The 13,204-nt window shown below is 38.5% G+C and carries 13 protein-coding genes; 4 read left to right on the top strand and 9 right to left on the bottom strand.

Features of this window, described 5'->3' with window-relative positions:
• Nucleotides 1-63: 63 nt before the first annotated feature.
• From ABIB39_RS22985 to ABIB39_RS22960, 6 genes are all read right to left on the bottom strand, one after another.
• Nucleotides 64-321: a DUF6597 domain-containing transcriptional factor gene (locus tag ABIB39_RS22985; RefSeq protein ID WP_354432539.1), complete on the bottom strand. Its 258-nt coding sequence runs from the start codon at nucleotides 319-321 to the stop codon at nucleotides 64-66.
• A gap of 515 nt (nucleotides 322-836) precedes the next feature.
• A complete protein-coding gene (locus ABIB39_RS22980; protein ID WP_354432538.1) occupies nucleotides 837-1,247 on the bottom strand; it encodes a DUF1348 family protein in 411 nt (136 codons plus the stop codon).
• A gap of 328 nt (nucleotides 1,248-1,575) precedes the next feature.
• On the bottom strand, nucleotides 1,576-2,460 hold the full coding sequence (locus tag ABIB39_RS22975) for a helix-turn-helix domain-containing protein (protein WP_354432537.1): 885 nt from the start codon (nucleotides 2,458-2,460) through the stop codon (nucleotides 1,576-1,578).
• A 46-nt stretch (nucleotides 2,461-2,506) separates the two neighbouring features.
• Nucleotides 2,507-3,427 (bottom strand): helix-turn-helix domain-containing protein, encoded by a 921-nt coding sequence (locus tag ABIB39_RS22970; RefSeq protein ID WP_354432536.1) that lies wholly within the window; start codon nucleotides 3,425-3,427, stop codon nucleotides 2,507-2,509.
• Between the two features lie 16 nt (nucleotides 3,428-3,443).
• Nucleotides 3,444-4,310, bottom strand: a complete 867-nt coding sequence (locus ABIB39_RS22965; protein ID WP_354432535.1) for an SDR family oxidoreductase — start codon at nucleotides 4,308-4,310, stop codon at nucleotides 3,444-3,446.
• A gap of 227 nt (nucleotides 4,311-4,537) precedes the next feature.
• Nucleotides 4,538-4,732: a hypothetical protein gene (locus tag ABIB39_RS22960; protein ID WP_354432541.1), complete on the bottom strand. Its 195-nt coding sequence runs from the start codon at nucleotides 4,730-4,732 to the stop codon at nucleotides 4,538-4,540.
• Here ABIB39_RS22960 and ABIB39_RS22955 point away from each other — a divergent pair.
• The 3 genes from ABIB39_RS22955 (at nucleotide 4,638) to ABIB39_RS22945 (ending at nucleotide 9,606) form a co-directional block, all read left to right on the top strand.
• The gene (locus ABIB39_RS22955) at nucleotides 4,638-7,028 is read left to right on the top strand and encodes a TonB-dependent receptor (RefSeq protein ID WP_354432540.1); all 2,391 of its coding nucleotides are present in this window, start codon (nucleotides 4,638-4,640) and stop codon (nucleotides 7,026-7,028) included. The genes ABIB39_RS22960 and ABIB39_RS22955 overlap by 95 nt on opposite strands.
• Nucleotides 7,029-7,846: 818 nt before the next feature.
• Nucleotides 7,847-8,887, top strand: a complete 1,041-nt coding sequence (locus tag ABIB39_RS22950; RefSeq protein ID WP_354432534.1) for a sensor histidine kinase — start codon at nucleotides 7,847-7,849, stop codon at nucleotides 8,885-8,887.
• Nucleotides 8,884-9,606 carry a LytR/AlgR family response regulator transcription factor gene (locus tag ABIB39_RS22945; protein ID WP_354432533.1) on the top strand — a complete coding sequence of 241 codons (723 nt, stop codon included), beginning with the start codon at nucleotides 8,884-8,886 and terminating at the stop codon, nucleotides 9,604-9,606. Before ABIB39_RS22950 ends, ABIB39_RS22945 begins: the two co-directional genes overlap by 4 nt.
• A gap of 193 nt (nucleotides 9,607-9,799) precedes the next feature.
• Here the strand turns inward: ABIB39_RS22945 and ABIB39_RS22940 are convergent, their stop codons facing one another.
• Nucleotides 9,800-10,162, bottom strand: coding sequence for a winged helix-turn-helix transcriptional regulator (locus tag ABIB39_RS22940; protein WP_354432532.1), 363 nt, complete (start codon nucleotides 10,160-10,162; stop codon nucleotides 9,800-9,802).
• A 132-nt stretch (nucleotides 10,163-10,294) separates the two neighbouring features.
• Between ABIB39_RS22940 and ABIB39_RS22935 the strand changes: the two genes are divergently transcribed.
• Complete coding sequence (locus ABIB39_RS22935) at nucleotides 10,295-10,897, top strand: FMN-dependent NADH-azoreductase (RefSeq protein WP_354432531.1); 603 nt, start codon at nucleotides 10,295-10,297, stop codon at nucleotides 10,895-10,897.
• Nucleotides 10,898-11,278: 381 nt separating this feature from the next.
• On the opposite strand, the gene ABIB39_RS22930 is transcribed toward ABIB39_RS22935, so the two are convergent.
• Entirely contained in the window at nucleotides 11,279-12,202 is a 924-nt protein-coding gene (locus ABIB39_RS22930) for a helix-turn-helix domain-containing protein (protein ID WP_354432530.1), read from the bottom strand.
• A 1-nt stretch (nucleotide 12,203) separates the two neighbouring features.
• Nucleotides 12,204-12,989, bottom strand: coding sequence for an SDR family oxidoreductase (locus tag ABIB39_RS22925; protein ID WP_354432529.1), 786 nt, complete (start codon nucleotides 12,987-12,989; stop codon nucleotides 12,204-12,206).
• Between the last annotated feature and the right edge of the window lie 215 nt (nucleotides 12,990-13,204).

Here is a 13,204-nt window from a genome sequence, read left to right as displayed (position 1 = left end):
TGCGTTTCGGTAATGATAGAGTTCTTCATCGTTTGACTGGTTAAAGTTAAGACTTTTCGTCCTTTAAGCAGTCCGGTTTTTAGGAGGGGTTACAATGACAGTACCGGGAAGTAGTATCGATCTGATTGGCTCATTTTCCAATCCATTCAGTATAACATGATATGGTGTGCTGTCGGAATAGGAAAAGGAGATATCAACGCGACTATCCGGAATAATCATTACTTCTCTTTCTTCAGCAAAATTTTCCAAAATCCAGAAACTTTCAACAAAATCGTCAAGTTTAGAAACAGGTTTAAGTTCTCTGTATCGAAAATTCTTCATTTTTTTTAAATAACTATCAAAAGTAATGAAAAAGGGGCCTAAACATAAAGGTAAGATATTATGCCTGCTAAGACTGTTATTTAGACAGGCATTGGACCTTTAGAAACACGACCTCCATATCATTCTATTCTTGTCGACAGCTTGTCGATAGTTTCCTAGGGGCTTGGTGATCATCATTATCGAATTGTATACGAGCACGTCAATGAACAAATTGAGTGACATCATTGTCAGAAAATAATTTTACAGATCAGCTTAGCATTGAATTTCAAAGCGTCCTGCACCTATAGTTGATTTGAACTTCTTTTAGAACTTCGTCTTTGCTATCTGGGAATTTTAGTAATAGCGCACCCACATCAGCCAGGTGGCCTGCAGGCAAGCCACAGATACCCCTGGAGGAACCTGTGACTGAAATAACTTTACCGGATATTGCATTAATAATATTGCTGTGATTTTTCAAGTAAAGAAATAATGCCTTGACCGATGTCAATTAAACTTGGCAACATTTCAGGATCCAACTATAAAGTTCGTTCTGATGATGTTATCTCTTTATCACTGTTGCAGCCGAATCGTTTGATGATAATACCAGCCTGGTCAAATTCAAGTTGCTCGTTACCGTAGCTATGGAACCATTGACCATTTTGATCCTGCCATTCTTCCTGAAAGCGTATGGCATTTCTGTTTTCTTTAGCGCCCCACACTTCTTTTTTAACTTTGTAATTATGCTGTTCGGCAAATTTCTTGGCCAGGTATTCTGTCACTGCTGCACGTCCATTAAGGAAAGTAACTTTATCTGAAAATTCAACATTTTCTGAATATAACAACCCTATTTGACCAGCATCGCGAGTATTCCACTCATTTTCATTAATCTGTAATTTTGCTGCTGCTGTTTCTCCGCTAAAGGGAGGTATCAATTCTTCATTTTTCATTCTCTTAATTTAAATGGTTCATTCATAATGTTAATAGTAAACAGAAGTGTTAGTTGCGCACTTAAGTTTAACTATGCAAATGTCCCTTTATATGGCATAGAATCACATGGACAAATGGTGTATAGACATGGATAAATACTATACCTTATTTTAATCAAGCAGAATTTGGATCTACTAACCAAATTAATCAGGTAGAACAGCTGATGGATGACTGCAAACAAAACTTAAATGTAAATTACCAGAGTCTTTGGGCCGATTAATTTCATTAAAGTCTGATGAAGGCAACGCTTTAACTATCAAGGAAGTTAGTAGGGTGCAACTAATATTTTCATGCATTTGCCTGATCGAAACCAACGGTGTCCCTGAAAAATTGAGGAGATATGGCCACTTTGCTTTTAAAAAAACGACTAAAGTAAAATTCGTCATTAAATCCGAGTTCATAAGCTATTGCTTTAATCGGTTGAGCGGTAAGATATAACTCCCTTTTTGCTTCGGTAATGATGCGGTCAGCTATTAAAGTAGATAAGGTTTTATTAAATCGAGTTTTACAGATTCTGTTAAGAGCGGCAGTAGAAATATTTAACTTACACGCATAGTCTCTTGGGCTATGCAGTGTTCTGAAATGATTTTCAATAGCTTCTTTTAAAGCGTCTAAAATTGTGGGTTCATCATTTATAGAATTATCATTGGGGCCGCGCTTCTTGATTTTAATTCTGGATGCATTAATTAAGAGTATTTTCAAATAAGCTATCAATACCTCCGGTTCCGGTTTGTCCGGACGTTCCATTTCAGATTGGAGGCCATACATTAAAGTCAATATTGATAGCGCCTCCGGATCTGTTAATTGGATAACCGGTGATTCAAAAATATTATTAAATAATACGCCATTACAGGAAACCTCGTTGCGGTGTTTGTGAAGGCAAAAAAACTCAGGATGAAAATTAATCATCAACCCCCTGAATTCTCTTTCACTTTCTATTCTGAATGGTTGGTAAAGTGAAAAACATACTAAACTGTTTTTATTAAAGCTGTATTCAGAGATATCAGCCTTCAATTTTCCGTGGCCTTCCAAAACCAGAATAACCGAAAAGTAATTGAACGAATTTAGTTTTTTAAAATATTCATCAGTTTCAAAGGGATGGACTTTAAATGCCAGCGATTTACTCTGGGGATTTAGCAATTCTAAAACGCTGTCAGCTTTTACCAATGTCATAATATAAGATTAAGAGTTACAAGAAGCTAAAAGTAATCCCTTTCAATCAATTAAATGACTGCCTGAATTCCCCTGGAGAAGATTTAGTTTTCGCCTTAAACAGTTTACTGAATGACTGGGGATGTTCGAAGCCTAGCTGATAGGCAATCTCGTTGATGGACAAACTTGTCATTAACAGTTTTTCTTTTGCCAGTTCAATTAATTTGTCATGAATGAATTGCTGAGTACTTTGCCCAGACAACATTTTCAATAAGCGGCTCAGATAATTTGGCGAAATATTCAATGCATCAGCAATGTAGAAGACAGTCGGCAAGCCATTTTCAATCAGCGAACCACTTTCAAAATAAGTTTTCAGCAAAACTTCCAGTCGGTCAAGGATGCGGTGACCGGCTATTTTTCGGGTGATAAATTGCCGCTGATAAAAACGGTCCGAATAAGTAAGCAGCAATTCAATTTGTGATGTGATCACATCCTGACTTAAACTGTCTATGCGGGAATGGTATTCCTCTGCAATGTTTTGAAATATTCCGCTCACCATAATTTCTTCTTTTTCCGATAGGTGAAGGGCCTCATTGATTTGGTAATCGAAGTATTCATACTTCTTGATTTTGTTAACCAAAGATGTATTCCAAAGAAAATCGGGATGAATAAGCAATAGCCAACCTGTATGATTAAAATTCTCTGCTGTAGTATATTCGAAAGAAAGTAATTGCCTGGGTGACATAAAATGCATAACGCCTTCATCAAAATCAAAATCCTGCTGCCCATATTTCATTTTTGCATTAAAGTTCTTCTTCAAGGCAACGGTGTAAAAATCCATTATAATGCTCAGCTGTCCTATATCAGGAATACGCTGAATATCTTCAAACCTGATAACACTTACTAAAGGGTGTTCTGGTTTGGGTAACTCATTGAAACGATGATATTCAGCAATGGTTTTGATATGATGCAGCGGCGTTACAATCATGTTACGTTATTAAATATTACAGGTTAAACAAAATCTTTAATCCTTCTTTTAGCGAAGCTGGTTTACGTCCAAGTATAATTTCCAGGTCTTTGCTGACCTTGGATTCCTGACCGTTTTTAATGTCGGTCATAAAACCGAGACTCATATTAGCTACAAACTCTGGTAATCCTCTTTTCATAGCTACTTGCAAGAAAACATCCGGGTCAACCGGAGTATAAATTACATTTTTACCGGATAGTTCACTAAGTGCCGCAGCAATATCATAAAACGAATAGGTTTCAGAATTTGTAAAGTCTAAAATGCGGTTATCGCAGTCATAGTTGGCTAAGACATTGCCAATGGCTTCTCCCATATCGCTTCTGAGCGCATATGATGCTATACCGTCTCCAGCCGGCTGATTAATGCCGGTTTCAAGTACATCTTTACCCAAAAGTAATACCATAGCATCCATATATAAAATATTACGGAACAGGATATAGTTTAACCCGCTATTCTTTATATAATCTTCTGTTTCAAAGTGCCGCTTCATCAGTTGGTTGGCTAAAGTGTTTCTGTCTTTTAGACATCGTCCGGTATACGCGATACATTTTACTCCAGCCTTTTTCGCGGCATCTACTACATTTTGGTGTTGCTCTAAGCCATTCTGGGCTCTTCCACCAGAAATTAAAAGCACTTTTCCGATTCCCTCCATCGCATTATGGAGTGAGGCGATATCATCATAGTCACCTAAACGCAACTCAACGCCTTTTTCCTTCAAATCAGCGGCTTTGTTCTCATCACGTGTAAGCGCAACCACCTGATTAGCGGGTATAGTTTTGAGTAATGATTCAATTACTGCTCTCCCAAGATTTCCGGTTGCACCTGTTATTAATATTTTTTCCATTTTACCTTTTTTTAGTTTTAGCAAAATTCAGCCATTGAGCAATACATAAAGTATCCAAATCTATCTTTATAGCAGTCAAATATGACATTTATAATTAACGGCTAAATAAGTACTACCTGTTATCTGATTTATTTTCGATGAATCACCATTTTTATCCTTCAATGCACATCAACCTACCCTGAATCGCATTCGTCGGCTGATTAGGCCTATTGAGGGTCGATTAAGTATTAGCGGTCGAAATCAAAAAAAACAGTCTCCATAACTGCTTTTATTTGCGGAATGAAATCTATATTTTTAATAATAATAACACTTACTGCCTTCAGCACAATATCTCCGGCACAGTCGTTAAGCAGCGGAAAAATAACCGGATTTATAGTTGATTCTTTAAGCGCTACACCGATACCCAGTGCAACAGTAGGCATTTATAGGACGGGTGATATGAGGCTAATTGCCGGAGCAAATACAGCTATCGCTGGAACTTTTGTTATTGCGAATTTACCCGCAGGTTCTTTTCGAGCCGTAGTCAGCATTTTAGGTTATAACAGTAAAACAATTGAGCTGATCAATTTAACCGAAAATGCAACAGTATCGTTAGGGACAATCCGCCTCAAGGCAGTTAATACCACTTTGAGCGAGGTCACCATAGTTGCCAAGCTTCCGGTAATTGAAACCAGGATAGATAAGCTAATTTATAATGCGGCGGCGGACGTTACCTCGCAGGGCGGGACAGCACTGGACGCACTCAAAAAGGCACCAATGGTCGCAGTAGATATCGACGGGAATGTAGAATTACAGGGAAACGGGAATATCAGGTTCCTTATCAATGGCAAACCGTCTACCGTATTGGGAAAAAGTATCACGGATGCACTGCAGGGTATCCCTGCCAGCGACATCAAAAATATAGAGATCATTACCAGTCCCGGGGCAAAATACGACGCGGCAGGTACCGCCGGCATAATCAACATCGTGATGAAAGAAAATAAATTGCGCGGCGTTGGCGGAAGTATAAATACATCAGCCGGCACCAGGATTGAAACTATCGCAGCAAACGTCGGAGCCCGGTGGAAAAATGTCGGAGTAAATGCGTTTGTTAACGGGACTTATAAACCTTCAGCGGCAGTCATCAATACTTCAGACCGGCATTCTTTTAATCCGAGCAAAGATACGATAACCGAATTTTTTCAGCAAAGGAGGAGCCCGATCAGACGAGACAGTTATAACATTGGACTTAGCTTCGATTGGTCTCCATCGCCAAAAAATTTGTTTACGGGAAGTATTAGTCAAAGTAAGTTTTCATTTCATGGAACAGGTATTACACCTGGGTTTGAGCACACCTATCTTTCCTCAGGTGCATTATTATCGACTATTTTAAGTACCAGGTACACCACCGGTGTTTCTATTCAAAAAACAGTGGATGTCAACTTATCCTATAAAAGAAAATTTGTTAAAGACGGACATGAACTTGAATTTTCTTATACATCCAGTTCAGGTACGCCATACGATTATTCAGCACAGCTTACCACCTACCCTGACGGGCAATTGAGCGCATTAGGATTAACAGCCATTGTTCCAGGCCGGAATAAAGAACAAGATATTGCGCTTGATTATTCGTTACCAATAAGTAGTGGGTATTCATTGGAAACGGGTGTAAAGGCCGAATTAGAAAATATTTTCAGTAAAGTAACTACGGACAGTTTAAGCAAAGCCGGAACTTATGTGACTGATGCAGGAGCAACCTATCGCTTTAATTTTCGACGGAATATTTACGCAGCCTATTTTTCGGGTTCCTTTTCATTGTTTAAAGATTTTATCAACGGAAAGGCAGGGTTAAGATATGAAACTACCTACAATAGCTCAGATTTTGCGGGCCCGGCAATTCCCAAAGATCAAATCCTGGCACCATCGGTATTGATACAACACAAAATTCGGGAAGGGCAGTCTATGATATTGTCATATACTTACCGCATTGAAAGGCCGGATTACGAAGACCTCAACCCTTTCGTTAACATTATCGATCCGCACAATTTATCTGAAGGTAACCCGCTGTTGAAAACAGAAAAAGGGCATCAGTATAAACTGGCATTTAATGATGCGATAGGAAATTCGGCCAATCTCTCCGTTAGTGTTTACTATAACTATAACAAAGATGACTTGCAACCTTTTATTACTTATTACCCAACGATTATCGTTAACGGTAATAACTACACTGGTGTTTCGCTTTCTAAGCCGGAAAATATAGGTTCACAAGTCGCATACGGCGCGAATGCTAACGGCTCCTGGTCGATTGGTAGGCTGGATTTACGTAGCGACCTGATGATTAGGTATCTGTCAAACCGGGTTCAGGGGTTCGCCGATGTTAACGGTGTTTCTTACCGGCTAAACCTGAATGCGGACTACAGTTTCGGAACGAATTGGATAGCAGAGGGATTTATCAATTACGATTCCAAAAGAACCAATTTTCAAAATACCCGGCCGGAATTCCTGGTTTATACTTTTGCCCTAAAAAAGCAACTCTTCTCCAAAAAAGCAAATATTGGAATTACCGCCACCGACCCCTTCAATAAATATACTCATCAGCAATCTTCTGCTTATGGTTCAAATTTTTACCAGACGGTTTTCAGGCAGGAACCGAACCGTTCTTTTGGGATCTTTTTAAGTTATAAATTTGGAAATACTACCATAAAAAAAGAAACGGGAACGAAAGTAGCAAACGAGTAAAACTGAAAACTTTATGAGCTTGTTCTTACAGACTAACATAAAACCCTAAGGTTAAAGCACACCCAAAACAAACTTTAGAAGAGATCAGCTAATTATATCTGTAGATAAAAATACGCAATAGTTCTTACCATAGCTTATTGATGTTAAATCATAAGATCATAGTTAATTCCAAATCTTCCCGGTGCGTCGGGGGGAGTTTTAGCGGTGTAGTTTCGTTTGGTTGAAAAACAGGCTCTTTTAGTAGAGCAAATTTATACCTTTGGGATTCGTTCTATTATTCGCCTTTCAGCAGTTCGATAATTTCTTCAGCAAGTAACGAACACTAAAGTAAGCTCACTGCTCATCAGTCGTTGCACCCTGAGCTGAATAGATAATTTTCGGTGTAAAGAATAAAAGAGATTGATGAATAACAATCCGGTAATCTGGGTGACAATTATTATAACACCAATGGATTTTCTTATAATGTCAGGGTCACGCAAACCTTTTGTTGGTATCGTGATAGCCTTATTAGAATGTTTGTATTCAGGAATCAAATTTGCAACCTAAAGTGATATCAAGACAAAGCAACTTTTTTTCTTCAAATGGTTTGTATCGGTTTTGTACCCTAGGTAATAGAAATTTACTCAGTCGTGTAATTTCATGCTCGAATGTAAGACAGTGCTTTTTTTTGTTTTGAATTGGCACGAATGATTTACCGTGAACGAGTATTGGCCACACTTGAATACCTGTAGCCGGAAAATCTTGCCTGTTAACGGCATTAAGTCACGTCTTCGTCGAAAAATGAAAGCATGATTAAGATTTATATGCAGATTTGTATAATGCACAGAAAGAAAAAATATATAACCGCTGCTTGGCACCTATTATTTTGGCTGGCTTACTTTTTGTACGCTGCTATCGACGATGGTGGCAGGCACCGGGATTCCTGGGGCTTCGATTTTCAGCTATCTGCCTTGAATGAATTGCCTGTATCTATGATAGTTGTTTATGTCAATATGTACTTGCTGCTGCCTGTATTTTATAAAAGTCACAAATACTTACAATATATAGCCTGGGTCATATTGCTCCTTGTTATTGGCGGCTTAATAGACCGTTTTTTCTCCTGGACTGTATGGCTCCCACGTGAGCGTTTTATTGATCCCAACAGTAGGGAACCAACACAATTTTGGATATTCACCCGGATCATCGAAGACTCTATTGCCAACTTTCCATTGTTATTGGTAACGCTTGTTTTGATATTGATGAGGGATTCTGCTCAAAATGAGAAAAAATTAAGAGAGATAGAGAAGGAAAAGTTTACAGCTGAAATGAATGTTCTTAAGGCGCAGATCAATCCTCATTTCTTTTTTAATACACTTAACAGTCTTTATTCACTAACACTTCCGATTTCAAAAGAAGCATCAGATGTGGTCGTTCGATTATCGGACCTCATGAGGTACATGCTTTACGATGCCAGTGCTAACCAAGTCCAGCTAAAAGATGAAATTGTTCATCTTGAAAATTATATCGCTATTGAACATATGAGGTTTACGGATAGGCTGGATTTATCTTTTCAACACTCCGGGGATATAGATGATAAAATAATTTCGCCCTTGCTGTTGTTGCCGTTTATTGAAAATGCCTTCAAACATGGCATTGGAGATAATTCTGGTTGGATAACCGTTGATTTGCAGGTTGTAGGTAACAGGCTTTTCCTTAAAGTGGAAAATAGTTGCCCTGTAGTTTTAGGTAAAAAAGAAGAAGGAGGCCTTGGCTTAACTAATGTCAAACGCAGGCTTGAGTTGATTTATCCTGGAGGTTACGACCTTAATATTGAACAGGCTGCTGAAATATTTGCGGTTGAATTAAAAATAGACTTATGACGAAGATAAATTGTGTAGTGGCCGATGACGAGGTTTTAGCGCGCGATGTCATTTTAAATCATCTTTCTGCTTTAGATAATATTAATATCCTGGCCACCTGTGCAAACGGACTGGAAGTTTACGAGGTTATAAAAAGTAAAAATGTGGACCTTCTTTTTTTGGATATCCAAATGCCTAAATTAACAGGTATCGAATTGCTCCGGACAATCAAAAATCCACCCGCAGTAATTATTACTACAGCTTATCCGGAATACGCTATCGAGGGTTATGAGCTGGATGTAATCGATTATCTGCTTAAGCCGGTAACTTTTGAACGCTTGTTAAAAGCTATAGATAAGTTTGAAACGCGAAACAATCCGAATTACAAACGTATACAAGATTTTGAAAAAGAACCATCGCAATTTAATGATGCTTTTATATATGTAAAGTCAGATAAAAGGATGGTGAGGATCGCGCTAAAGGATATCATTTATATAGAAGGATTAAAAGACTATGTAAAAATCCATACGTTAGATACAAAAATCATGACGTACAGGACGATGACATATTTTGAAGAAAAGCTAGCTGCCACTCAATTTATAAGGATACACCGTTCATTCATTATTTCATTAACGCATATAACATCCTACTCTGCAGCAGAAATAAGTATAGGGGGAGAAATAATCCCAATAGGTAGCACCTATGTTAAAGAAGTTTCAAAAAGGTTGAATTTAACGTGAATAATTAAATAAATGAAAGCAATCAGAAAATTTCTAAGACATTTCATTTCATGTTATTTTCAGTCTCTCGGTAATGAAAAAAACAGAAAGAGCGCCACATATTATTATTCAATCAATTTCTGAATTGCATCGATTACTGCGGTCGTTAAAAGCTGCACATTCGTCTATCACCTGCTTTTCATGCCAACCCCATTTAACTGCGCATGGTCTGCTTGATTCGTTCCCGATGCTGTTCTCCCCATACATCAAGTTCGTGTAATACATTTTTTAAAGTCAAACTATATTCTGTCGCTTCATAGATGATGGTCACAGGTGTTGTCGGATATACATTCCTTTTAATAAATTCATTTTGTTCAAGATTCTTTAGTTCATTGGCCAGTACTTTTGGGGATATCCCTCTCACCTCATTTTGAATCTCGTTGAAGCGCTTTGGTTTTTGTACTAGGCTTAAAACTACCGGTAGTTTCCAACGGCCGTTGAGAACATACAATGCATCAAGAACATTTTTGAGTGAATTATCGCACTCTTTTTTAGCAAGGATTTCAACTGTCTTCATAGCCAAATGTAAGCACTTTCCTAAAAGTAACCGCTTTCCTTCAGGTAAGTGCTCACTTATAGATAGTTATAGGGATTAACTTTGAAGTCGAAATATATGAGTAGATAAGCTTACACAAAATTGAATTTTTTTATGAAACGAATCCTTTATTTAACATCAAGTATCCAGGGAAGTCAGTCTTACAGTATCAAGCTGGGCAATGCTATCGTCGAAAGGGCAAAAGAGAAGTATCCGGACAGCACGGTCGAAGAAGTAAACTTAATTGATCTTGAAATACCACATTTAAATCCTGATATTCTACGATCCATGTTTACTCCAGGAGATCAGCTGACGGCTGAAGAAAAAGAATCTCTTCGGTACTCAGATTCCGCAGTGAAGCAATTACTGGCGGCTGATATAATCGTTATAGGTGCGCCGCTTTACAATTTCACAATTCACACTGCGTTAAAAGCCTGGATCGATCACATTACCAGAGCGGGAGTTACGTTCGGTTATGGCGAAAACGGGCCCATTGGTTTGGTAACCGGTAAAAAGGTTTATGTAGCGATGTCGTCCGGTGGCGTGTATTCAGAAGGGCCTGGCAAAGCCAACGATTTTGTAGCCCCCTATCTCAAAGCTTTTTTGGGTTTTTTAGGTATGACCGATTTAGTGGTATTCCGTGCTGAAGGGTTGAAAGTACCTGTAATAAAGGAACATGCTTTGGACAGGGCAATTGATAGTATAGTGATAGATTAATTTTTTATAAGATAAGCCTAAGCCTAAAAAAGCAGATACCTTCTGGTCACCCCGATCGTATTTGCTTTTTACGCATTTTGAACAGGTGATAAATAGGAGAGATCTTAAATATTGCTTCAACGATTTAACATAATTTAAATAGTTGGCTGAGATGTTAATTCCACCTTGTCAACCTTTCGATGGAAAACTCGGACCCTCAGCAAGTTAGCGGAAGCTTGTAACAAACAACGCTTAATAAAATTGCTCAACCACCTCTCGGGGTATTATTGGTCAGTAGTTTAAGCTTATGCAGCAAGCTGAATTTGATCATTTGCAGATTTTCTCAGATTGTCAGGCCCTAAAACTTATTGTGTTTTATTATATTGACGGCTTCGAAAAATTTCAATTATGAAAACTCTGCCTAAATGCGACTGGTGACTGACCTGTTTTCTGTTTAAACATTTTGCTGAACGAAGGCAAATGTTCAAAGCCTAAACTGAAGGCGATTTCGCTAACGGTTAAATCAGTGGTCGACAGTTTTTGCTTTGCAGCTTCTACCAATTTTTCATGGATATGTTGCTGTGTATTTAATCCGGTAAGTGTTTTTAGTAGCCCGCTCAGATAATTAGGAGATACATTAAGCTTTTCGGCAACGTAAATTACACTTGGTATCCCCAGCTTTAGATGTTTTTCACTAAAGAAATAGTCTTCTAATAAGTTTTCCAGTTTATTTATAATACGGTGACTACTTACGTTACGGGTGATGAATTGCCGGTGATAAAAACGGTCAGCATTGCCAAGCAAGGCTTCCAGGTGAGCGATGATAATAGGTTGAGAGAACTGATCAGTAAAGGCAAGACACTCCTGTCGGATATGATCAATAATATCATTGACCCGCTTTTCTTCTCTGTCCGACAGAAAAAGTGCTTCGTTTGCCGAATAACCGAAATATTCATATTGCCTGATATGCTTTGATAAGGTAGTATGTCTCAAAAAATCAGGATGGATTAACAGCAGCCAGCCGGAAGGTTGCGATACTGAATTATTTTCAGCTTCTATTCGGAGCACTTGTCCGGGCGCGAGGAAATACATGATGCCTTCGTCAAAATCATAAAGCTGCTGTCCGTATATCATTTTATAGTTTAAGCCACGCTTTACTGAAATTGAATAAAAATCGAATACTGCACTGACGCCATTTGGCTGCTCTTGCATAAGAATTTCTGAAATATCGATTAAGCTGATCAACGGATGCAGCGGCCCGGAGAGTTTAGTGATCCTGTGAAATTCGGTAATCGTCCGAACTCGAAGTGGTACAATACTGGTCATATTACGAATGTACCTTTTTCGCTCTTGCTTTTTGCAAGGTCTTGTCCAAAAAATTCAGGATGAACTCCGGCGCCAATCTGCTCATTAGTTTAAGAATTTTAGATGCCCCAGGTTTAATCTCCATAGTATCATTCAAAATTCCTTTAATAGCGATATTGACCATTTTGTCGACCGCCATATTTTGGCTACTATCTACCAAACCGGTAAAGGCATCTAACAATGGTGTTTCTGTGCTGGGTGGAGCCAATTCAAACACCTTAATATTCGTTTGTTTTAACTGTATCCGTAAGATACGGGTGTATGCATGAAGACCCGCTTTAGCTGCGCTGTAAACAGGTGAGGCAGGGAATGGAACAAAGGCCAATCCGGATGAAACGTTGATGATTGCCGCCTCTTTCTGATTAACAAGGTGTGGCAGAAATGTTTGTACCATCTTAATGCTCCCGGAGAGATTTATGTCGATCTCTGCTGTTATTTCATTAGCGTCCAGCTTTGTTGTTAACAAATCAAGGTCCCTCATAACTCCCGCATTATTAATGATAATATTAAGCTGCGGAAATTGCTTGATGATATCCCTATACAACTGCGAAATAGCAAGCGTATCGCTGACGTCACTCTGAAACGTATGCAGCTGCGGAAATTGCCTCTTCGCCTGTTCGAGACGGGAAGCATCTCTACCTGTTGTGATAATTGTATTAACTCCTTCTTCATTAAGTTGTTTGATGAGTTCTAGGCCAATTCCGCTGCTTCCACCGGTAATGAGAATAGTGCTGTTTTTTAGTTTCATGACTGTGTTTAATTTGATGGGACAAAATTCGCTTGAAATAGCTTGATATGTTTATTCAAACCTATGTTTGTTTTAGCCGAAAGCAACAGTATGGAGGTTTAAGAGCTCGATAATCCGACGAAATCATTAACAATCTTAAATTGCAGCGTTGGGAAACAAAAGAATGGCATTCCTGGAAAAACGTTTTAAACCATTTGTAACGGTATATAGAATTA

Origin of the sequence: Mucilaginibacter sp. UYP27 (assembly GCF_040547175.1) — a bacterium.
Taxonomy (GTDB): Bacteria; Bacteroidota; Bacteroidia; order Sphingobacteriales; family Sphingobacteriaceae; genus Mucilaginibacter.
Note: the sequence above shows the minus strand (reverse complement) of the source record. Positions and strands in the feature narration are given on the sequence as shown.